Source organism: Hymenobacter sp. HD11105 (assembly GCF_054051685.1).
Map to the genome: position 1 here is coordinate 993,548 of NZ_JBSWBR010000002.1, position 19,756 is coordinate 1,013,303.

The following is a 19,756-nucleotide window of genomic DNA, read 5'->3' on the forward strand; positions in this document are numbered from 1 at the left end:
AGTTATACTAAATTTAATGGCAAGCGTTTTGAGGGCTTAAAAGACAATTACTTCCTCTGAATCAAAGTAATAGAGTACATGCTGAATATCCGTGTAGCCTAGCTGCTTAAAAAGCCCCCCATACTGCTGGAGTAAGCGGCGGTGCTGGGGCTCGGGCGGCGGAATCCGGAAATCGAGCAATGATACGCGGCCGGGTGCGGGGCCCATATTCGGCTCAAACACGATGCGGTCGGGCTTGTAGTCTTGGCGCGGCACGCCTCCTACTAATATTTCACGCTCCGTCTCGGCCGATACTTCGTGGCTGAAGTAGTGGGTGAGCTGCGGGTTTTCGACCGTGCGGCTCAGAAGCTTCAGCAGCACGGGGCGCTCCTTAGTGCTCACCAAACCCTCGGCCACGAGGTGAGCGGCCACGCGCTCCACGTCGGAGGCCAGAATGGTGCGGCGCAGGGCGTAGTGGAGCTTGCGGTTCCACTCGCGCTGCACCTGCTGGTCGTCGAAGTCGAAGACTGTATTGGCGTGCCGACGCAGGCGCAGGCGTTCTTCCCAGGGCGTGCTGGTAAAGTTATGAAGCTGCCAATTGCTGGTCGTGGCCGCCGCATTTTTTACCGCCGGAACCCGGTGCTGGGCGTCGGACAGCACGTAGGCGGTGCGCTCGTCGTCCCACAGATTTGTGCTGAGCAAGAAGCGGTGCAAAAGCTCAGCTATAGTCTTGGCTTGCTCGCTGGGGGGCGTTTCTGCTTCCGCGGAGCGCCACGAACTGCTTTTGGTGGGCTTCGGACGGCGACTGATAGCGTACAAGCGATGGCGCGGGCGAGTGAAGGCAACGTAGAGCATGTTCAAGCCTTCCAGAAAGGTCTTTTCCAGCTCCTCGGTGTACTGATGGGCCAGCGGCGTGCGCACCAAGGCCTGCGTCTGGCTGACAACGGCTATGGGGGGCATTTCCGGCACTGGCTTTTCTTCCTCACTCAATCGGCCCCAAAGCAAGGTGTTGCGGTGGGGCGTAAGGCTCCAGTCGGCGAAGGGTACGATAACTACGCCGTAGGCCAAGCCCTTGGCTTTGTGCACAGTGGTGATAGTAATGGCGTCGCGGCCGGCGGGAGCGTTGATGCTCAGGGAGCTTTTTTTCTGCTGCCAGTAAGCCAGAAAGTTGTTGAGGTTGTTGCCGAAACGCAGACTGAATTCTAGGGTCAGATCGAGGAAGCGGAAGAGGTATTCGCTCTCAGCATTGCGACCCAGCAACCCAAAGGTGCCGATGAGGCGCTCAGTAAGCTCATACAGCCCGAGGTTGCCGGTTTCGCGCTCCTGCACATCGTAGCCCAGAGCGCGCAACTCGTCGAAAAAGGGTAGGGCTTTCTCGTCGTTGGCCAGCTCCGCTATGCGGCGGGCGCGGGCAGGAGTGGGGGGCAAATGCCGCACAACCTTATCCACCAGCAGCAAAGCTTCCGCCTTAGCCAGCGTGTCAGCGGGCTGGTTGAGCACCCGAAACACGGCTACCAGCAGATTCACCACCTCGGCAAATTCCAGCGACAACGAATCGGCCGAAATAATGGCGTACCCGCGCTCCTTCAGAAACTTCGCGACTCGCCGACTACTATCGCGGCGGCGGCAGAGCACGGCAATATCCTGGAGGCCGAACCCATCTTCCAGGGCTTGCTCTACGAGTTGCAGGGTGAGATACAGCGTGCTTTCCTCGTAATCGAGCAGATGGGTCGGCGGCAGGCCGGGGAGAGGTTCGTCAGAGTAAGTGCCGGTGGCGGGAGAGTAGCGGCGGGCGGGGGCAGCGTCTTCGGTGAAGAGTAGCTCGACATGACCAACGTTAGTAGCTGGTTGTTCAACGGGTGCCTCACCCCCCCGACCCCCCTCTCCTAAGGGAGAGGGGGGAGCCTGATCCGATTTGAGAGTAGCTTTTGGGAGTAATACTGTATTCTTTATTTTATGGAGTACAGTATTGAGGTCATTGAGAACTTGTTCGTTCGAAAAACGCAGCACTCGGAAGCCTAATTCCAGTAGTTCGTGGGTCCGCTCGCCGTCGTATTCCGCTTGCTCTGATTCATTATGGACATCACCGTCAACCTCAATTACAAGCCAGTTTTCCAAGTTGACAAAATCAACGATAAACCGACCAATATTATGCTGACGACGAAATTTTAAGTCTTCTAACTTTCGTCCTCGCAAAGCCTGCCAAAGCATATCCTCGGCCGGAGTAGCATTTTTGCGCATGTCGCGCCCAAACTTCTTTGTCTTCTGATACGCCGCTTGGTCTGCCGTAATCCAGTGCAGCGTTCCATCATCGAACATCTCTCCACTATCGGCAGATGCCTGTCCACTAACTTCAGGCTCCCCCTCTCCCTTAGGAGAGGGGGCTGGGGGGTGAGGCACCCGTTCGGGACCCACCTGTCCAAATTCCTTATCATAAATGCCCCCCACGAGCGGCAATCCCTCGTGGCCCTTGCTCACAAACTCAAAAAACGAGTTGTTAAACTCAATAATGGGCGCGGCCGACCGATAATTCACGTTCAGATTCTGCGGCTCCAAGGCCTGGTCCAACGTGAAATACCGATCCTCCAACAGTCCGCGCAGCTCATCATCAGCCACGCGGCCGTACAGGTACTCCGTCTCGTTCTTGTGCAGACGCAGAATCTGCTCCATCTCGCCGCCCCGCCAGCGGTAGATGGCCTGCTTGGCATCGCCCACGGCCAAGCTCAGGTTGCCGGTCGAGACGGCGTTTTCGACCAGTGGCAGTAGGTTGTTCCACTGCAGCACCGACGTATCCTGAAACTCGTCGATGAGCAGGTGCAAATACCGCTCGCCCATGCGCTCGTAGAGAAACGGCACCGGCTCGCGCAGCACAATGCTGGCAATACGACGGTTGAACTCGGCAATGAGCACCACGCCCCGCTCGCGACTGAGCTGGTCCACGGCCTTGCTCAGCTCGCTCAGCAGCGACACATGAAACAGGTAGGGCAGCATGCCGTTCACCAGCACATAATCGGGCAGGAGGTTGGCTCGTAGGGTTTCCAGCTCCACGAAGGCATCCGTCAGGTCCGCCTTCACGGCATCAACGCGCTGCTTGTCGGCGGCGGTTTTTACTTTGCCGCTGTACCATTTGTCCTGCTCCATGGTGGCGCGCACGTAGCTGTTGGCTTCCTTGTCGGGCTGCAGGCGCTCGTCCCATTTTGTGAAGTAGCCGATGATGCCATTTTTGCCCTGGTATAAGTCGGCGTCGGTTACGCCGGCCGCGTCGAGGGTGGCCAGGGCGCGGGTGGCCACGGCTTGTACTTGCTGCTCAATGGCTTCCTTGCGTTGGCGCAGCGTCTCGTGGAGGCGGCGGTAATCCTGCAGCGACATCTTTTGCAATTGCTCCACGGCCTCGTGCACGGGCTCGGAGAGCAGGAAGCGGCCAAACTGCACCAGCTCATCGGGGAGGGTATTCCAGCTGCGACCTTCCTCGGCTTTGCTCAGGGCGTAGTCGGCCAGGGAGCGGGAGAGCAGGGCCGAGTTGGGGTCGCGGTTTACTTTGTCGAGCAGCAGGGCCACGGCGCTTTGCAGTACCGCGTCGCCGTCCAGCTCCACCTCAAAAGTGGCGGGCAGGCCCAACTCCCGCGTGAAGGCCTGCACAATGCGCTGCACAAAGGAGTCGATGGTGCTGACGGCAAAATCGGCGTAGTGATAGAGCACCAGCCGAAACGTGGCCGCCGCCCGCCGCCGCAGCTCCTGCTGTTGCTCCTGGGGCGTCTCGGCGAGGCGAGAAAACTGACCATCGGCGGCCAGCTCTGCCGCAATATCGCGCAGCAGCGCATCCTCCTGATTCTCGGCCGTGGGGTAAGCAAACCGCCGTAGCGCCCCAATAATGCGCTCCTTCATCTCCCCGGCCGCATCGTTGGTGAACGTAATGGCCAGAATGCTTTTGAAGTAAGCCGGATCATCGGCCCCCAGCGCCAGCTTTAGGTATTCCTTGGTAAGCTGATAAGTTTTGCCGGAACCGGCGGAAGAAGAATAGATGCGGAAGGTGGCAGGCATTTTGGGGAATCAGAAGGCTGTCTACAAAAGTAGCGGCAATACAGCCAATTTAGGTAGATTAACCATATAGGTATAGCTTGCTATATATGTTGTGAGAAATTATAAAACACATGAAGGAAGTCATAAAATGGTCTCTTTGGATTATAGTCGCAATTACAATGATGCAGCAAGAAAATCTCTACTTCGAAACCATTTGCGAATTTAAATTTGGATCAATAAATATTTGGGAAATTAATCGTTTACTTCCGGCACTCCTCTTATTCGGGATTTTAATTTGTTTTTATGGACTTATGCTAAAATATATCTATGAATGTGAGATAAGTAAAAAATATTTAAATGCATATTCTCTAGGAATATTAGCTCTACTAAGTTCTGTATCTATATCTATTCCGCTTTACATCAATAAAGAGTTGGCAAGCTCTCGCAAAATAAAAGTTGTGTGTACAATAACATACTACGAAATGATGAGTGGAGGTAAGCATTCAAAAAGTTATCCTTCAATCTTTATTAATGTGGGAAATCCTAATAAGAGATTGTCTCTAAATGGATATGATAAAGGTTATGTATATTCAAAGAAGCAAGCAGTACTTACACTACAGAAAGGGTATTTTGGTTGGCCGATTATTACAAAAATACACTTACAATAAAATCGCTTAAAAAACCTCTCTTTTGAGAGAGTATGAGACTTAAATTAAATATATTACTTATAGCTTGACGGCCTAGTGCGACAAAAGCTCCACATTCGGCAAGTATTCGGATGTCATCTGTCTTTCAGTTAGTGCTAATCCCCATTTTTGTAACTTCACGATATGGAACTGAAAGATCTTATTACCATTGACTCCGACATCCTAGGAGGACAGTCTGTTTTCAAAGGAACACGGGTTCCTATCGAGACGCTTTTCGATCATTTGAAGGCTGGAATATCGCTGGAAGAGTTTCTAGATGACTTCACGACGGTTACAAGAGAGCAGGCAATTGCGACCCTTGAAATCGCTAGTAAGCTCTGATGTTTTATTACAAAAGACCTTGGGATGAAAGTACAGGCGACCCGTTGTCTGATTCCTGGGGAACCGCAACTTTTTATTTTGAAGTAGACGAGAACGGAGAGGTTTTGCGTCAGATTCAAGCTTTTGAAAATGGACGAAAGCTAAAGTATAGTTTAAATTATATGGAGGACGAATTAGGAAAGCTTTCAGAAGTTTCGTTAGAGTTTGATGAATACAAAGAGTTTAGAGTTGAACAGCAGGAGTTTGAAGCGTTATGGAAATAGCTAACGCTTTTCACCCCACTGGCTCCCACAAGCGCTTCTTGACGTCCTCTTCCACGCGCTTAGGCCGCTGCGACTTCGGGTCTAGCAGCACCCACTGGGTTTCGGCTTCGCAGAGCAGCACATTATCGGCGGCCCGCTCGATGCGCACAAAGCGCTGGGATTGAGCCCCGCGCACTTCCCCAACCCAAGTAGTGCAGCGCAGCTCCTCTCCCAGAAACGCAGGCTTGTGGTAGCGGATCCGGTGTTCCAGCACCACCCAGATATATGGCTCTCCTTCGCCCGGCGGGTAGGCGGTCAGCCAGTGCGCTGCCGCCGTATCCTGCACATACTGCACGTACTGCACATTGTTGACGTGGTTTAGCTCGTCAATATCTGATTCAACGACGGTAAGCAGGCGGGAAAAGCGGAAGGCAGGCGTGGGCTCGGACATAGTATAGTAATGAGAAATCTAGGGTTAAATGGGTACGATGCCGCAAAGTAAACGGACGGCGTGCCTAGGTGGCCGAAATGTAGCCTACGCTGGAAGGAGCGAAACGTGATTTTATCTTAATCCTAAATAGCTAATACTACGTGAATTAAGAGTTGCTGCTAACTTCTGATTGATAGAATTTGATTATAGCGGAACGTGAATCTTTTAAATACGTTATACCACTTCACAGTAGAGTAAGCAGAACCCTGGCTCACCATTCAATTTGCCCCCCAAAGCTAGCTCCAAGAGCTAAACTTGCCGCTAGGGGGCATTTTTACGAAATAAAAAACGTATCTTTGCACCCGCATTTGAGAATGGCCCCGTTCCGCGCAGCTACGGCTGCTTTTATAAATTTCTGGCCGTCATCGTCTTCCGTCCGTTGCTTCCGTCGCTTGTCGTTGTTGAGAGTGTGGGTGAAGAACGTCGCTGAATCTGCTGTTTTCAGAGCTAGTTCATCTCATTCCATCTAAAGACAACATGGAAAAAGTAAAATTTGAAGAACTGTCGTTATCGACAGAAATGCAACGCGCTATTACCGAAATCGGTTATGAAGAAGCTTCGCCGATTCAAGCAGAAGCAATTCCCGCGCTGCTCGCAGGTCGCGACGTGATTGGCCAGGCCCAGACGGGCACGGGCAAAACGGCGGCCTTTAGTATTCCCGCTATCGAAGGTGTTGATACTAATTCACGCCATACTCAAGTACTCGTACTCTGCCCCACGCGTGAGCTGGCCGTGCAGGTATCGGGTGAAATTCAGAAATTAGGTAAGTACAAGTCAGGTTTGGCCGTAGTGCCAATCTATGGTGGCTCGTCTTATGATCGTCAGTTCCGGGCTTTGGAGCGTGGTGTGCAGATCGTAATTGGTACGCCTGGTCGTGTAATGGACCACTTGGAGCGCGGCACGTTGAAGCTGGATCATTGCAAAATGATCATCCTCGACGAAGCCGACGAAATGCTGGACATGGGTTTCCGCGAAGACATCGAGACGGTGTTGAAGCGTATGCCTGAGGAGCGCCAGACGGTGTTCTTCTCGGCTACCATGAGCAAGCCTATCATGGAAATGACGAAGCGGTATCAGAAAGATCCGCAGATCGTGAAGGTAAACCACCAGGAGATGACTGTTTCGAACATCGAGCAGTCGTACTACGAGGTGCGTGGTCCCCAGAAAAAAGACGTGCTTGCTCGCCTGATTGACATGTTCAATCTGAAGTCGGCCATCGTGTTTGCGAACACCAAGCGCATGGTAGACGAAATCGTGGGCGACCTGCAAGCCAAAGGCTATTTCGCCGAAGGCCTGCACGGCGACATGGGCCAGCAGCAGCGTCAGAATACCCTCGACAAGTTCCGTAAAGGCACGCTGGAAATCCTTGTTGCCACCGACGTAGCCGCCCGCGGCATTGACGTGGAGAACGTGGAGGCCGTAATTAACTACGACCTACCCGCTGACGAGGAATACTACGTGCACCGTATTGGCCGGACGGGCCGCGCCGGCAAGTCGGGTCGTGCCTTCACCTTCGTGAGTGGCCGCGACATCTATAAGCTGCGCGACATCATGCGCTTCACGAAGGCTACCATCAAGCAGGAACGCGTTCCGTCGTTTGAGGATGTAACCGAGGTGAAAACCACGCTGTTCCTGACTCAAATCAAGGATGTCATCGAGAAAGGCAACCTAGAGAAGTATGTCGGCCGTGTGCAACGCCTGTTAGATCAGAGCGAAGAAATTACTTCGCTTGACATCGCCGCTGCTTTGCTCAAAATGAGCATGAAGGAAGACAAGCGTGTGGAGCAAAGCCTCGACGCTGGTCGTACCCAAGGCGCACCGCGTACTGGTTACACTCGCATGTTCGTGACCATGGGCAAGAAGGACCGGATTCACCCCCGTGATATCGTTGACCTGATTGCTGAAAGCACGGGCCTGACCGCTGGTAAAGTAGGCGACATTGCCCTTTACGACAAGTTCAGCTTCGTGGAAGTGCCTTCGGAGTTTGCCGAAGAAATCGTTTCAAATCTGGGTCGCGCCAGCATCAATGGTCGTCCAGTTTCTTTCAACGTGGCTACGCCCGTGCAGGAAGGTGATGCCAAGCAAGAAGGTGGTCGTGGCGGCTTCGGCGGTGCCAACGAGAATCGTCCAGCGCGTCGGGGCCCAGGTGGCTTCGGTGGCGGTGAGCGTCGCGAAGGCGGCTCGAGCTACGGTGGCAACCGTGGCGGCAGCAGCTACGGCGACCGTCGTGAAGGCGGTTCTAGCTATGGCGGCGGTGCTCGTGGCGGCAGCAGCTTCGGTGGAAACCGCGGTGGCTCTAGCTACGGTGGTGGTTACAAAGGCAACCGCGACGGTGGTGGCAGCAGCTACGGCGGCGGCTACAAAGGCAAGCGCGATGGCGACGGTGGTTCTAGCAACGCTGGCAGCACCGGCGGTGGCTACAAGCCCCGCAGCACCAACGACTTCGACGAATAGATCGTCAAGACTGAGTACTACTCACAGCTTTCAGCAGTAAGTAGTACTAAAAAAGCCCCCCAGATTAACGTCTGGGGGGCTTTTTTGTGGTTATCAAACCACAACCTATCTATTTGCTGGCGGTGCGCAAAGACTTGATAGTGTCAAGCGCTTCGCGTACGCCTTGGTACTGCTTTTCGATAATTGACTTAAGCTGGCCAGGAAGGTTCTCGGCGGCTAAAGCTGTTTGGTAGGCTTTAACAGCATACTCTTCGCCGCGCTCGCACTCATTAAGGATGCTTTCGCGGTCCTTGCTTGTAACAGCGGCTTTGATATTGATAAAAGCGCGGTGTACGGAGCTGAGCAAGGACGTATCTTCCTCGGCTTTGAGGTTGAGCTGGTGCATTTGGTCTTCGAGCTCCGTGAGGTAGCCGTCGCGCTGAACAGCATATTTCTTAAACACTTGCTTCAGATCCTGATCTTCCACGTCGGTGAGGGCCGTGGTATAGCCAACTTCGCCGTCTTTCAGGGTTTGAACTAGTTCGTTGAGTAGGGATTGGGTTGCTTTGGAATCCATGAGGAGTAGGGTTGGGATAAGTAAAACATTAACTGGTATGCTTTACTGTCTCCTTTCCCGCAAGGTTGCAATCCGCCGGCTACGCAGCTCCGGTTATGGCGCTGCGGCTGCCTACTGAGCTCACACTACCCAAAAAGGACTCTATGGCTGCCAAGGTCTCGATGGGGGCACTTAAGTGGGGGCAATGCCCAGTGGCCCGCAAGCTGACCAAAGTGGAGCCGGGAGTGGACTGGTGCACATAAGCACCTACTTCGGCGGGCGCAATCATGTCGGCGGAGCACTGCAAAATCAGAGTTTTGGTGCGCACCTTAGGTAAGTCCTGGCGGTTATCCGACAAAAAGGTCACCCTGGCAAACGCTTTTGCTATATCTGTATCGGCGCGGCAAAAGCTCTCCACTAACTCATAGCCAAGGGAAGGACAGTCGGGATTTCCCATGATTAAAGGAGCGAACATGTGGGCCCAGCTCCGGTAATCCGTATTCATCATATCTAGCATCGCCTCAAGATCAGCGCGTTCGAACCCGCCGTAGTAGTCGCCGTCGTTGATATAGCAAGGCGAGGGACCAATAAGGATCAGCTTCGAAAAGAGCTCAGGCTCCTGAATCGCGCTTAAAAGGCTAATCGTGGCTCCTACCGAGTGACCTACAAGAACAACGTCGTGCAGATTCAGGGTATGGCACACATCCACGACATCGGCTGCGTAACCATTGAGTGTGGCATACTTGTCCGGATTATAAGCTGAGAGGTCGGAATCGCCAACACCTACCTGATCAATAAGTACCAGTTGGTAGTTCGCCAGTAAGCCCGCGGTAATGTAGCGCCAGATGTTTTGATCACAGCCGAAACCATGAATGAACATTATTGTCTGCTCGCCCTGACCAATAACCTTGACGTTGTTTCGTGTGCGTGCATCCATCGTCTTATGCAAACTGATGACCTAGTGCCGGCGGGTACTTAACTTCTAAAATATGTAATGATTCGTTAGTAATGGCAAGAGACTTGTTATCCCAGGGTATGTCGCACCAAGCGAATGGCACTACAAAGCAACAGCACCTATTATTAGGCTGCAAAATAAAAAGATTGGACACGGGGCGAGCTATCAAGGTTCAGCTATATGCTTACTAGCAGCTATAGATGCTCTGGAAGTTTAAGCTATCAAGTTGAACTTCAATGGCCTTTATAAAGTGCCTAACCCACTAGGTGTTGCTTGCCGCCATGGCTTTGCCTGCCAGATAACCTGTAGTCCAGGCTGCTTGAAAGTTGAAACCACCGGTAATTCCATCAATGTCTAGCACTTCGCCTGCGAAGTATAGGCCGGGCACCCGGCGGCTTTCCATGGTATGCATGTTTACCTCACTGAGCACGACGCCGCCACAGGTTACAAACTCCTCTTTGTAGGTGGTTTTGCCTCGCACAGGCAGCGGTGTGCGCAGCAGACTTTCAATTAATCGGTTTTGCAGCTTGGCTGGCAGCTCACTCCAGCGCATTTCCGGGCTGATGCCGGCCTGATCGGTAAGGGTACGCCACAGCCGCTGCGGTAAGCCGAATAGAGGGTTGCTTTCTACGGTTTTGCGGCCGTTCTGGTCGCGAAAGGTGTGTAGCCACTGGCGCAGCGTTTCTTCGGTGTGAGCCGGCACCCAGCTCACCAGCGCGGTGCTTTGATACTGTAGTTCGTGCAGTCGGCGCGCCCCCCAGGCCGAAAGCTTGAGCACGGCCGGCCCGCTCACGCCCCAGTGCGTCACCAGAATAGGACCTTCATATTCCAGCTTTTCGCCCGCAACGCGCACCCGCACGTTGGGTACGCTCACGCCTGGCAGCTCCCGCAGCGGCGACTCGGGCACGTTGAAGGTAAACAGCGACGGCACAGGCTCGGCCACCGCGTGCCCCAGCTGCCGCAGCCACTGGTAGCTCTCCGACTTAGGCGCGCCGCCGGTCGCAATTAGCAGGCGGCCTACCTGCATTTCCTGGGCATGAGCACCGGTGAGCCGCAGCCGGAAGCCGCCACCCGGCTGGGGGGCAATTTCTTCGGCATTGGTTTGCTGCAGAATGCGTACGCCGGCTCGTTGAGCAGCGTCCAACAGACACTGTGCAATAGTTTCCGAGGAGTCGGTGGTGGGAAACATGCGGCCATCGGCCTCGGTCTTGAGCGCCACGCCGCGCTGCTCAAACCAAGCAATGGTTGCGCGGGCATCAAACTCTCGGAAAGCTTCTTTCAGCTGCTTGCCGCCGCGCGGGTAGTGCTGAGCCAGCTGGGTAGGCGACTCGCAGGCGTGGGTCACGTTGCAGCGCCCGCCACCCGATATGCGCACTTTGCTCAGCAGCTTGCTGGTTTTTTCAATTAAATATACCGTGAGGCGTGGGTTGGCCTCGGCGCAGGCAATGGCGCCAAAGAAGCCAGCCGCGCCGCCGCCCAATACGGCTACGACGGATGAAGATGAGATGTCAGGTTGCACACTGCAAAGGTACGAACCTAGGCTCCTTTAATCCCGCTCATATTGGCTTGACGCTGAATTAGTCAGTAGCCTAGCAGGTAGCCAGGGCCGCTTCCAAGTCATCGTATTGAAAGGTGTACCCCAGGGTTTCTCGAACTAGGCTACTATCAATGGTTTTGCCCCCCGGCGAGTCGTCCGGACCGAAAGTAGGCGGCTGTAAACCCAGCTTACGGGCTGCTTTCGGATAAAAATCGCGGCGAAGGGGGTGTGAGGTCGCGCAGGCGTTGAAGGTATAGCCCCAGACTTGCTTGCGAATAATGGCAGTGAGTATACCCACGCAGTCGGCGAGGTGAATCATGTTGATGGGCGCATTGCCCTGGGCTACGTCGTGGCGGCCGGCCAGGAAACGGCCCGGTGGGCGCTGGGGTCCAAATAAGCCCCCCAGCCGGACAATGGTGTTGGGCGCGGAAGTTTGGTTTTGTGGCTGGCCAGCAAAAAGGGCCTCCGCGCGCAATATATCCGAGGCCGCGTCGGGCGCAGCCTGGGCGTCGGTTTCTCGCATGGGGCGGGGCTCATCGGGGTACACGCTGGTGGAGCTTACAAACAATATTTGGCGCACGCGGCAGGTATTGGCGGCCTGCACCACGGGGAGCAATAGGTCGGAGTAGCTGCTGGTGGCGCTCCCGCGCCGCGGCGGCACGTTCAGCACCAGTACATCGGTTCCCCCGAGCAAGGTATGCAGCGTATCCTGATCAGTGGACGTGAATTTGCCCCCCAGACTCAGCAGATACGGCCGGATGCCTTGGTCGCGCAGGGTAAGCACCCGCGTGGGCGTGGTGGTGGTGCCGGCCACCGGATAGCCCTCGGCCACCAGCGCCTGGGCCAGAGGGAACCCCAGCCAGCCGCAGCCCAGCACAGCCACCGTCGGGCGAGGAGTTTGGGACGAATTCATCATGCGGACCAAAGGTGGGAAAAAAACCTTCCTAGGCAAGTTGGCTTCTCTAAAATCGAAAACCTTCTACATTGTTGCATATATATCATAATGTCCGTATGCTATCTGCTACGCGCCTATACGATCATCTAGCAGACGAATTTGAGGCTCGTATTCGAATTTTTCCACCTGAGGAAGGCGGTCGTTCGACGCTCGCTCTCAATGGCATCCGCTGGGATTTCCGCTATGCTCAGGGCGAGTATGCGAAGCAATACTTTATGTTGTACCCCGACTTCTACGACCCAATTACTCGTGCTTCTTTCCAGGGCGTGCTGCTTCCGACAAATGAGTGGCTGTATGCCCGGATGCATTGTCTCAACTCTGAAATAAGAAGTAATATTCACCAGAAAATGGTGCGGCCTGGCACGTCATTCTATTGTTGTGAAGGAGCGAAAATTGTGGCTGAAGGGACCGTTACACGAATAACTGGTTTATTTGAGCCACGGGCGTAGCTTTAGACCACGTCACATTTCTTTTCCTCACTCCACAGATTCCACCAACACATATGGCTGCTTCCCATACCTACACCCAACCCATGCTTCGTGATAACGCCCTGCAGGGAAAAACTATCGTCGTGACTGGCGGTGGCACCGGCCTGGGCCGCGCCATGACTACGTATTTCCTGCAGCTTGGGGCCAATGTTACCATCAGCAGCCGCAAGCTGGAAGTGCTGGAGAAAACTGCCGACGAGTTGCGCCAGCAAACGGGCGGAAAAGTGTTAGCCGTGCAGTGCGACGTGCGCAAATACGACGAAGTAGAAGCCATGCTCCAACGCACCATCGATGAATTTGGGGGCGTAGATGTGCTGCTGAATAATGCCGCCGGCAACTTTATCTCGCCCACCGAACGCCTCAGCCACAAAGCCTTCGACGTGATTGTAGACATCGTGCTGCGCGGCTCCTATAACTGCACGCTGGCATTCGGCAAGCGCTGGATTGCTGATCAGAAGCCCGGTACCATCCTCAATATCGTGACTACTTATGCCTCCGTGGGCTCGGCTTATGTTGTGCCCTCGGCGGCCGCCAAAGCTGGCGTGCTGGCCATGACGCGGTCTTTGGCCGTGGAGTGGGCCAAATACGGCATTCGCTCCAATGCTATTGCACCCGGGCCGTTTCCCACGGAAGGCGCCTGGAGCCGCTTGTTTCCTGAGCCATTAGCCAAAAAGCTGGACCCAGCGGCCTCCGTACCGCTCAAGCGCGTGGGCGACCACCAGGAACTGGCTAACCTCGCCGCCTATTTGGTGTCCGACTTCTCGGCCTACATGAACGGCGAAGTAGTGACTATCGACGGAGGCGAGTGGCTGAACGGCGCGGGCGAATTCAATAAGCTGGAGCTGATTCCAGCCCCCATGTGGGACGAAATCGAAAAGGCTATGCGCCGCTAGATCTTTGCTCAATACTTTGCAATAAAGCCCCCCAGTAAATAGCTGGGGGGCTTTATTGTGTAATAAGATTTGCCTAGTGTCAGCGCCGGGGCTTCTTATAGGTTGTAGTCCTTAAAATCCTTGGTGAACTCAATGGCGGGAATAGGCTGATTGGCTATTAAGTCTAGAAACTCAAATTTTTCAAATAGCCCTTTATCATCTTCCACGTGGATTATCAGCGGCAGAAACAGCTTCTGGTCCACACAGATAATGGTGCGGCGCCCGTAGCCATTTGGTACCTGCAATACGCGCCCCGGCGTGATGGTCGCATTTGCCGCCAGGCTGTTGCGCTCCATGACCCGGTATTCGCCGCAACCAAATTTGTCGGCTACTTTCGCTACGGTTTCGCCTTTGCTGGCCGTATAGCTTACGTACCGGAACTGTGGATAGTCGGAGCGGAGCTGGTGGCAGGGGCGGCCCTGAATCAGGGTGTCGCCCACGTAGCGGAAGGAGCGCTCGAAGGTATGGTCGGGCCGGTTGGCGGAGCCGCGCAATACGTCGGCAATAGCTCCAAATCCAGCATCGAGCACGCTATGGTGCTGGTTGCGGCGCATGAGCGTACCATTGGGGTCGAGGCTAAGCGTTACGTAGGGAAAGCTATTGGGGTACACCCAGGCATCCCCATCATTCTGACCAGTTACCCAAAGAACCTCCACACCCGCTTTATTGCGCAAATACACGCGTAGGGGCGCATAGCCGAGCTTGAGAATGGAGTTGGCCTGGGTGTATTTGGTGCCCAGGCGCTCTTGGGCCTGCACCCGGCAACGCAAGGTTTTGAGGTTGTCAATGGATTGGCGCAGGCGCGTGACAAGCTGCTCGGTGGTGATTTTGTCGGCAGGCTCCAAGGTGGCAGGCTCGGCGCTGGGGATGGAGGCAGTGCAAATAGCTGTCAGGCAGGCGACGGGCGCCAAAAGCCGGCAAAAACGGAGCATATGGTGAAACTAGCAGCTACTATTAAGGGGCAGAATGGAACACAAACCGGGGCGGCGCCAGTACAGCGCTTGGCCTAGTTGAGGCTGAGGCGAGGAAAGCGTGTTTTAGCGGAATCAAAAATAAACAGTTCGTCAATTTCTACCTCCGTTATAAAGTCGTAGAGCGGAAACTGTTCGACCACGGCTTGCACCGCGGCCGCGTCTTCGCCGTTTATCGTCACCCAGCCCCGAGTCCGGTCGGCGCTGATGGCGTAAGTTTCAATCACATGATCCTCGATGAGTTGCTGAATAAAGGCCCAATGCGAAGGAATTAGAGCCATAAACTCCTGGGTGAATAAGGGAGGCAGCCGCAAGCTAACAACGAATTTGGGCATACAAGGGATTGGCAGGATCGGTGAGGACGTGTCTACTTGCTGCCTGAACGCCGGCCGCCGGTGGAAAGTTGAGATTTTAGGCCGGGGCAAGCAACTTTTTAGTCCGGATTCAAGAATAGAGGCCATGCACTTTTCCGTTATTACGCCCAGCCATAACCGCCTCCCGTATCTGCCCGAAGCGGTAGCCAGCGTGCGCGCCACCGTCAGCGCTCCGCTCGACTTTTCCTTCGACCATCTTATTTATGACAACGGCTCCAGCGACGGCTCCGCCGAGTGGCTGCGCCAAGCCGCCGATACGCCGAACTTGCGCACCTGGACTCATCCCAAACAGGTGCGGCCCGGCGCCGCGCGCAACCGCCTGATTCACGAAACCGCGCCCGACGCCTGGCTCGTGCCCCTCGACGACGACGACATCTTGCTTCAGCGCACGCTCTATCACTATGCCGACCTCGTGCAGCGCCACCCCGAGGCTCCCTGGTTTGTAGCCGATTTTTTGCGCGTTGACCAAGAAGGCCGTTACCTGCCCAACGAGGATTACTACGCCTGGCGCTTCGATTCGGTAGAAGATATGCTAGGGGCCATTTTTCGGGCTGAGCATTTCATTCAGGGCAACGTCTGCTATAGCCGCAGTCTTTTCGATAAGGTGGGGGGCTACGATGAAGACTTGCCCATGGCCGAAGACCTGGATTTGTATGTCCGCTTTCTGCTGGCCGGCCACCTGCCGGTAATTTCGCCCCACATCAACCATCTGCACCGGTTTCACGCCAGCAACGTGAGCATCGGGGTAGATGGTGAAAAGCATGGGCAGGATTTGCGGGCTATTTACGCCAAATATGCTCCCCAGCTGCGGGCGGCTGGCGTGTCGGAGCCGGGGTAGCAGGGTAGGAGAGTCCTCGTAAAAACTGGCGCTGAATGCCGTACTTTGCTCACCTATCCAGCGGAGCAGCGGGCACTATAGTACCGGTTTGTTTGCCGGGTAACTACTTGTTGTACCTTGAATCTACACCTTGAAAAATAGTATCCATTTGGACAATGCGGCGGTAATCTCGTCGACTGTCGACTTCATCCGCGAAAAATTTTTGCACGAGGGCTCGGGCCATGATTGGGCTCACATCGAACGTGTATGGCGCACCAGCAAAGCCCTAGCGGCCCAGACGCCCACCGCCGATCCGTTTGTAACTGAACTAGGTGCTTTGCTCCACGACGTAGCCGACTGGAAGTTTCACGCCGGCGACGAGGAGGCTGGCCCCCGCGCCGCGCGGCAGTGGCTTACTAGTCTGGAGGTTGAAGAAAGTATAATTGAGCGCGTAGAGGCCATTATCCGCGAGATTTCCTTTAAAGGAGTAGGCGTGCCCACGCCCATGAGTACGCCGGAAGGAGAACTAGTGCAGGATGCCGACCGCCTCGATGCTATAGGTGCTATCGGCGTGGCACGCGCTTTTGCCTATGGTGGCCACAAAGGCCGTTCCCTCCACGACCCCACCGTGCCGCCCATCGCGCATGATTCGTTTGAGAGCTACAAGCAAAACACGGCGCCCACCATCAATCATTTCTACGAGAAGCTGCTGCATCTGCAGGAGCGCCTGCATACGCCCGCGGCCCGGGCGGTGGCTCAGCGGCGGCACCAGTTTATGGAGGAGTTTCTGACTCAGTTTCTGCGGGAATGGGAAGGGGAGGATATTGGTTAAGGAAGGAGCCTGCTATTGTTGAGTTTAGCTGCCTAGTAAGCAATAACTCGTTTCCGAGCGCTACTTTTAAGGCATGAATCTACGTTTCCTTTTCCTGCGGTTCTGTGTAGCCGTTTTTCTCCTAATTGCGGTGGCCTCGTGCCGTACCTGTCCCATTGTGTCGTGCCACACGCGCAAGGTGCATTTCCACGACGGCGCCAAGTACCGGGGTCAACCACTTTTCAAGAAGCAAAACCCCGCTATTGGCGAGAAAATCAAGGTACACAACGAGGGCAACAGTAAGCGCCGCAAGGCCGACAAGAGCAAGTCGTTAAAATAGGCCGGAATTAGGCAAAACGGCCCTTTTTTCGTATCTTGCGGGCTTCACAAAGTACACATTCACTGGTGCCGAAATTGCCCCCCAGGGGGCTTTTTTAGGCTTACTTAGATTTCTTTATGGCGGAAGGCGAAAAGATCATTCCGATTAACATTGAAGATGAGATGCGCGGCGCCTACATCGACTACTCGATGTCGGTTATTGTGTCTCGGGCTTTGCCAGATGTGCGCGACGGTCTGAAACCCGTGCACCGGCGCGTGCTCTACGGCATGAGCGAACTGGGCGTATCCTACAATAAATCCTACAAGAAGAGTGCCCGTATCGTGGGCGAAGTGCTGGGTAAGTATCACCCACACGGCGACTCCTCAGTATATGATACTATGGTGCGCATGGCCCAGGAGTGGAGCCTGCGCTACCCACTGGTAGACGGCCAGGGTAACTTCGGTAGCATCGACGGCGACTCGCCGGCCGCGATGCGTTATACCGAAGCTCGCCTCAAGCGCCTGTCCGATGAGCTGCTAGGTGATCTGGACAAAGAAACGGTTGACTTTCAGCCCAACTTTGACGACTCCCTTGAAGAGCCGTCGGTTATGCCCGCTAAGTTCCCTAACCTGCTGGTTAACGGCACGACGGGTATTGCAGTAGGTATGGCCACCAATATGGCTCCTCACAACCTGACGGAAGTAGTGAGCGGCATCATTGCCTACCTCGAGAACTCCGAGATTACCATCGCCGAGCTCATGGAGCACGTCACGGCGCCGGACTTTCCGACGGGGGGCATTATTTACGGCTATGAGGGAGTAAAGCAGGCATTCGAAACCGGCCGCGGCCGGGTGGTGATGCGGGCCAAGGCGCACTTCGAAACCTTGCCTAGTGGCAAAGAGCAGATCATCATCACCGAGATTCCCTATATGGTGAACAAGGCGTCGATGATTGAGAAAACGGCCGCTTTGATCAATGAGAAGCGCATCGAAGGCATTTCGGATTTGCGCGATGAGTCGGACCGTGACGGTTTGCGCATCGTCTACGATCTGAAGCGCGACGCAATGCCCAACGTGGTACTCAATAACCTGTACCGCTACACCCAGCTACAAAGCAGCTTTGGCGTTAACAACGTGTGCCTGGTAAAAGGCCGCCCGATGACGCTGAACCTGAAGGAATTGATTCACTACTTCGTCGAGCACCGCGCCGACGTAGTTGTGCGCCGCACGCGCTACGAGCTGGCCGAGGCCCAGAAGCGCGCTCACATTCTGGAAGGCTTGCTCATTGCGCTGGATCATCTAGACGAGGTTATTGCCCTGATTCGTGGCTCCCGCGACGGCGAAGTGGCTCGTGGTCAGCTTATCGAGCGCTTTAAGCTCAGTGAGATTCAAGCCCGCGCCATTCTAGACATGCGTTTGCAGCGCCTCACTGGCCTGGAGCGCGACAAGATTGTGCAGGAATACGATGAGCTAATGAAGCTGATCGACCACCTGAAGGCGGTACTAGCATCTGACGAGCTTCAGCGGCAAATCATCAAAGACGAACTGCTTGACATTCGGGAGCGTTACGGCGACAAGCGCCGCACCACGATTGAGTACGCTGGTGGCGACTTCAGCATGGAAGACATGATTGCCGACGAGAGTATGGTAATCACTATCTCCAACGAAGGCTATATCAAGCGCACCGCTCTTGACGAGTACCGGGCACAAGGTCGGGGAGGAGTTGGCTCCCGCGGCGCGTCCTCTAAGCAGGACGACTTTACTTCTAACCTGTTCGTTGCTACTACCCATGAATACCTCTTGTTCTTCACGGAGCTGGGGCGCGTGTTCTGGCTGAAAGTATACGAAGTACCAGAAGGAGGGAAGAACGCTAAAGGTCGCCCAATCCAGAACCTGATCGAGATTCCGCGCGAAGATTCGGTGCGCTCCGTACTGAACGTGCGTGGTCTGCGCGACCCAGATTACCTGGAAAATACCTTCTTAATGTTCTGCACCGAGCAAGGCACGGTAAAGAAGACGCCGCTGGAAGCTTATTCGCGTCCTCGCACGGCTGGTATCAATGCCATCACCATCAACGAAGGCGACCGGTTATTGGACGTGCAGCTCACTACAGGCAGCAGCGAGATAGTAGTGGCGCTGCGCTCAGGTCGGGCCGTACGCTTTCCCGAAGGCAAAGTGCGCTCCATGGGCCGCAACGCCGCCGGGGTGCGCGGTATCACGCTGGCTAACGAAAATGACCGGGTTGTGGGTATGGTGTGCGTGTCGGATCCGACGCAGGAACTGCTGGTGGTATCCGAAAATGGGTATGGCAAGCGTTCGGAGCTAGAGGAGTACCGCATTACGAACCGCGGCGGCAAAGGTGTGCAGGCCATGAAGGTGACCGACAAAACCGGTGCTCTGGTTGCCATTAAGGATGTAAATGATACCGATGACTTGATGATCATCAATAAGTCGGGCATTATTATTCGTCTGCGAGTGGCTGATCTGCGCATCATTGGTCGCGCTACGCAAGGCGTACGATTGCTTAAAATCAGTGCTGGAGATGAGATTTCTTCCGTAGCAAAAGTTGCAGCGGAGGAAAAGGAGGATGAACTGCTAAATGGAGAAGATGTAAACGGGGAGGGGCAACCCATCTCATTGGACACTCCTTCAGACTTGAGTACCCTCACTGATCCTGAGCAGCTTAGCGATAACTAAGTACAGCAAATGGCTGAAAGAAGCAGTGGGGATAGAATTTTATCTATCGTTACTGTCTTTTTTCAGCCATTTTTGCTGCTTCAATCTTACTCGCAGCGCATTACGCTGAACCAAGGCTCAACTTTACACGTTTCGCCATCAATTCCTTTCTTT

18 protein-coding genes are annotated in these 19,756 nt (G+C 54.6%); 10 read left to right on the forward strand and 8 right to left on the reverse strand.

Annotated features, from left to right (window positions below):
- Positions 1 to 36: 36 nt before the first annotated feature.
- On the reverse strand, positions 37 to 4,020 hold the full coding sequence (locus ACW9KT_RS10325) for a DUF559 domain-containing protein (RefSeq protein ID WP_457080002.1): 3,984 nt from the start codon (positions 4,018 to 4,020) through the stop codon (positions 37 to 39).
- A gap of 110 nt (positions 4,021 to 4,130) precedes the next feature.
- Between ACW9KT_RS10325 and ACW9KT_RS10330 the strand changes: the two genes are divergently transcribed.
- From ACW9KT_RS10330 to ACW9KT_RS10340, 3 genes are all read left to right on the forward strand, one after another.
- Positions 4,131 to 4,667 carry a hypothetical protein gene (locus ACW9KT_RS10330; RefSeq protein WP_457080004.1) on the forward strand — a complete coding sequence of 179 codons (537 nt, stop codon included), beginning with the start codon at positions 4,131 to 4,133 and terminating at the stop codon, positions 4,665 to 4,667.
- A gap of 162 nt (positions 4,668 to 4,829) precedes the next feature.
- A complete protein-coding gene (locus tag ACW9KT_RS10335; protein ID WP_457080006.1) occupies positions 4,830 to 5,027 on the forward strand; it encodes a DUF433 domain-containing protein in 198 nt (65 codons plus the stop codon).
- A complete protein-coding gene (locus ACW9KT_RS10340; RefSeq protein ID WP_457080008.1) occupies positions 5,027 to 5,290 on the forward strand; it encodes a hypothetical protein in 264 nt (87 codons plus the stop codon). Before ACW9KT_RS10335 ends, ACW9KT_RS10340 begins: the two co-directional genes overlap by 1 nt.
- A gap of 10 nt (positions 5,291 to 5,300) precedes the next feature.
- On the opposite strand, the gene ACW9KT_RS10345 is transcribed toward ACW9KT_RS10340, so the two are convergent.
- Positions 5,301 to 5,720, reverse strand: a complete 420-nt coding sequence (locus ACW9KT_RS10345; RefSeq protein ID WP_457080010.1) for an acyl-CoA thioesterase — start codon at positions 5,718 to 5,720, stop codon at positions 5,301 to 5,303.
- A 516-nt stretch (positions 5,721 to 6,236) separates the two neighbouring features.
- On the opposite strand from ACW9KT_RS10345, the gene ACW9KT_RS10350 reads away from it, so the two are divergent.
- Positions 6,237 to 8,213 carry a DEAD/DEAH box helicase gene (locus ACW9KT_RS10350; protein ID WP_457080012.1) on the forward strand — a complete coding sequence of 659 codons (1,977 nt, stop codon included), beginning with the start codon at positions 6,237 to 6,239 and terminating at the stop codon, positions 8,211 to 8,213.
- A gap of 109 nt (positions 8,214 to 8,322) precedes the next feature.
- On the opposite strand, the gene ACW9KT_RS10355 is transcribed toward ACW9KT_RS10350, so the two are convergent.
- The 4 genes from ACW9KT_RS10355 to ACW9KT_RS10370 all read right to left on the reverse strand — a co-directional run bounded on the left by ACW9KT_RS10355 (position 8,323) and on the right by ACW9KT_RS10370 (position 12,156).
- Positions 8,323 to 8,769: a ferritin-like domain-containing protein gene (locus ACW9KT_RS10355; protein ID WP_457080014.1), complete on the reverse strand. Its 447-nt coding sequence runs from the start codon at positions 8,767 to 8,769 to the stop codon at positions 8,323 to 8,325.
- 79 nt (positions 8,770 to 8,848) lie between these two features.
- A complete protein-coding gene (locus ACW9KT_RS10360; RefSeq protein ID WP_457080016.1) occupies positions 8,849 to 9,628 on the reverse strand; it encodes an alpha/beta fold hydrolase in 780 nt (259 codons plus the stop codon).
- A gap of 337 nt (positions 9,629 to 9,965) precedes the next feature.
- Positions 9,966 to 11,222, reverse strand: coding sequence for an NAD(P)/FAD-dependent oxidoreductase (locus tag ACW9KT_RS10365; protein ID WP_457080018.1), 1,257 nt, complete (start codon positions 11,220 to 11,222; stop codon positions 9,966 to 9,968).
- A 70-nt stretch (positions 11,223 to 11,292) separates the two neighbouring features.
- A complete protein-coding gene (locus ACW9KT_RS10370; protein WP_457080020.1) occupies positions 11,293 to 12,156 on the reverse strand; it encodes an NAD-dependent epimerase/dehydratase family protein in 864 nt (287 codons plus the stop codon).
- Positions 12,157 to 12,251: 95 nt separating this feature from the next.
- Here ACW9KT_RS10370 and ACW9KT_RS10375 point away from each other — a divergent pair, with 95 nt between their 5' ends.
- The gene (locus ACW9KT_RS10375; protein ID WP_457080022.1) at positions 12,252 to 12,644 is read left to right on the forward strand and encodes a hypothetical protein; all 393 of its coding nucleotides are present in this window, start codon (positions 12,252 to 12,254) and stop codon (positions 12,642 to 12,644) included.
- 53 nt (positions 12,645 to 12,697) lie between these two features.
- Complete coding sequence (locus ACW9KT_RS10380; RefSeq protein WP_457080024.1) at positions 12,698 to 13,576, forward strand: SDR family oxidoreductase; 879 nt, start codon at positions 12,698 to 12,700, stop codon at positions 13,574 to 13,576.
- Between the two features lie 95 nt (positions 13,577 to 13,671).
- Here ACW9KT_RS10380 and ACW9KT_RS10385 read toward each other — a convergent pair whose 3' ends face one another.
- Positions 13,672 to 14,547: a DUF1571 domain-containing protein gene (locus ACW9KT_RS10385; protein ID WP_457080026.1), complete on the reverse strand. Its 876-nt coding sequence runs from the start codon at positions 14,545 to 14,547 to the stop codon at positions 13,672 to 13,674.
- Between the two features lie 74 nt (positions 14,548 to 14,621).
- Positions 14,622 to 14,921 carry a hypothetical protein gene (locus ACW9KT_RS10390; protein ID WP_457080028.1) on the reverse strand — a complete coding sequence of 100 codons (300 nt, stop codon included), beginning with the start codon at positions 14,919 to 14,921 and terminating at the stop codon, positions 14,622 to 14,624.
- A 124-nt stretch (positions 14,922 to 15,045) separates the two neighbouring features.
- Between ACW9KT_RS10390 and ACW9KT_RS10395 the strand changes: the two genes are divergently transcribed.
- The 4 genes from ACW9KT_RS10395 to gyrA all read left to right on the forward strand — a co-directional run bounded on the left by ACW9KT_RS10395 (position 15,046) and on the right by gyrA (position 19,603).
- Positions 15,046 to 15,798 carry a glycosyltransferase family 2 protein gene (locus tag ACW9KT_RS10395; protein ID WP_457080030.1) on the forward strand — a complete coding sequence of 251 codons (753 nt, stop codon included), beginning with the start codon at positions 15,046 to 15,048 and terminating at the stop codon, positions 15,796 to 15,798.
- Between the two features lie 130 nt (positions 15,799 to 15,928).
- A complete protein-coding gene (locus ACW9KT_RS10400) occupies positions 15,929 to 16,609 on the forward strand; it encodes an HD domain-containing protein (protein WP_457080032.1) in 681 nt (226 codons plus the stop codon).
- A 73-nt stretch (positions 16,610 to 16,682) separates the two neighbouring features.
- On the forward strand, positions 16,683 to 16,928 hold the full coding sequence (locus tag ACW9KT_RS10405; protein WP_457080034.1) for a hypothetical protein: 246 nt from the start codon (positions 16,683 to 16,685) through the stop codon (positions 16,926 to 16,928).
- Positions 16,929 to 17,044: 116 nt separating this feature from the next.
- Entirely contained in the window at positions 17,045 to 19,603 is a 2,559-nt protein-coding gene (gyrA, locus tag ACW9KT_RS10410; RefSeq protein ID WP_457080036.1) for a DNA gyrase subunit A, read from the forward strand.
- Positions 19,604 to 19,756 lie beyond the last annotated feature (153 nt).

Excerpts from the sequence above, each read along its gene's own strand:
- ACW9KT_RS10355 (WP_457080014.1), bottom strand. The coding sequence starts at position 8,769 with ATGGATTCCAAAGCAACCCAATCCCTACTCAACGAACTAGTTCAAACC.
- ACW9KT_RS10350 (WP_457080012.1), top strand. The coding sequence starts at position 6,237 with ATGGAAAAAGTAAAATTTGAAGAACTGTCGTTATCGACAGAAATGCAA.
- ACW9KT_RS10390 (WP_457080028.1), bottom strand. The coding sequence starts at position 14,921 with ATGCCCAAATTCGTTGTTAGCTTGCGGCTGCCTCCCTTATTCACCCAG.
- ACW9KT_RS10385 (WP_457080026.1), bottom strand. The coding sequence starts at position 14,547 with ATGCTCCGTTTTTGCCGGCTTTTGGCGCCCGTCGCCTGCCTGACAGCT.
- gyrA (WP_457080036.1), top strand. The coding sequence starts at position 17,045 with ATGGCGGAAGGCGAAAAGATCATTCCGATTAACATTGAAGATGAGATG.
- ACW9KT_RS10395 (WP_457080030.1), top strand. The coding sequence starts at position 15,046 with ATGCACTTTTCCGTTATTACGCCCAGCCATAACCGCCTCCCGTATCTG.
- ACW9KT_RS10380 (WP_457080024.1), top strand. The coding sequence starts at position 12,698 with ATGGCTGCTTCCCATACCTACACCCAACCCATGCTTCGTGATAACGCC.
- ACW9KT_RS10325 (WP_457080002.1), bottom strand. The coding sequence starts at position 4,020 with ATGCCTGCCACCTTCCGCATCTATTCTTCTTCCGCCGGTTCCGGCAAA.
- ACW9KT_RS10345 (WP_457080010.1), bottom strand. The coding sequence starts at position 5,720 with ATGTCCGAGCCCACGCCTGCCTTCCGCTTTTCCCGCCTGCTTACCGTC.
- ACW9KT_RS10360 (WP_457080016.1), bottom strand. The coding sequence starts at position 9,628 with ATGTTCATTCATGGTTTCGGCTGTGATCAAAACATCTGGCGCTACATT.
- ACW9KT_RS10405 (WP_457080034.1), top strand. The coding sequence starts at position 16,683 with ATGAATCTACGTTTCCTTTTCCTGCGGTTCTGTGTAGCCGTTTTTCTC.
- ACW9KT_RS10340 (WP_457080008.1), top strand. The coding sequence starts at position 5,027 with ATGTTTTATTACAAAAGACCTTGGGATGAAAGTACAGGCGACCCGTTG.
- ACW9KT_RS10375 (WP_457080022.1), top strand. The coding sequence starts at position 12,252 with ATGCTATCTGCTACGCGCCTATACGATCATCTAGCAGACGAATTTGAG.
- ACW9KT_RS10330 (WP_457080004.1), top strand. The coding sequence starts at position 4,131 with ATGAAGGAAGTCATAAAATGGTCTCTTTGGATTATAGTCGCAATTACA.
- ACW9KT_RS10335 (WP_457080006.1), top strand. The coding sequence starts at position 4,830 with ATGGAACTGAAAGATCTTATTACCATTGACTCCGACATCCTAGGAGGA.
- ACW9KT_RS10370 (WP_457080020.1), bottom strand. The coding sequence starts at position 12,156 with ATGATGAATTCGTCCCAAACTCCTCGCCCGACGGTGGCTGTGCTGGGC.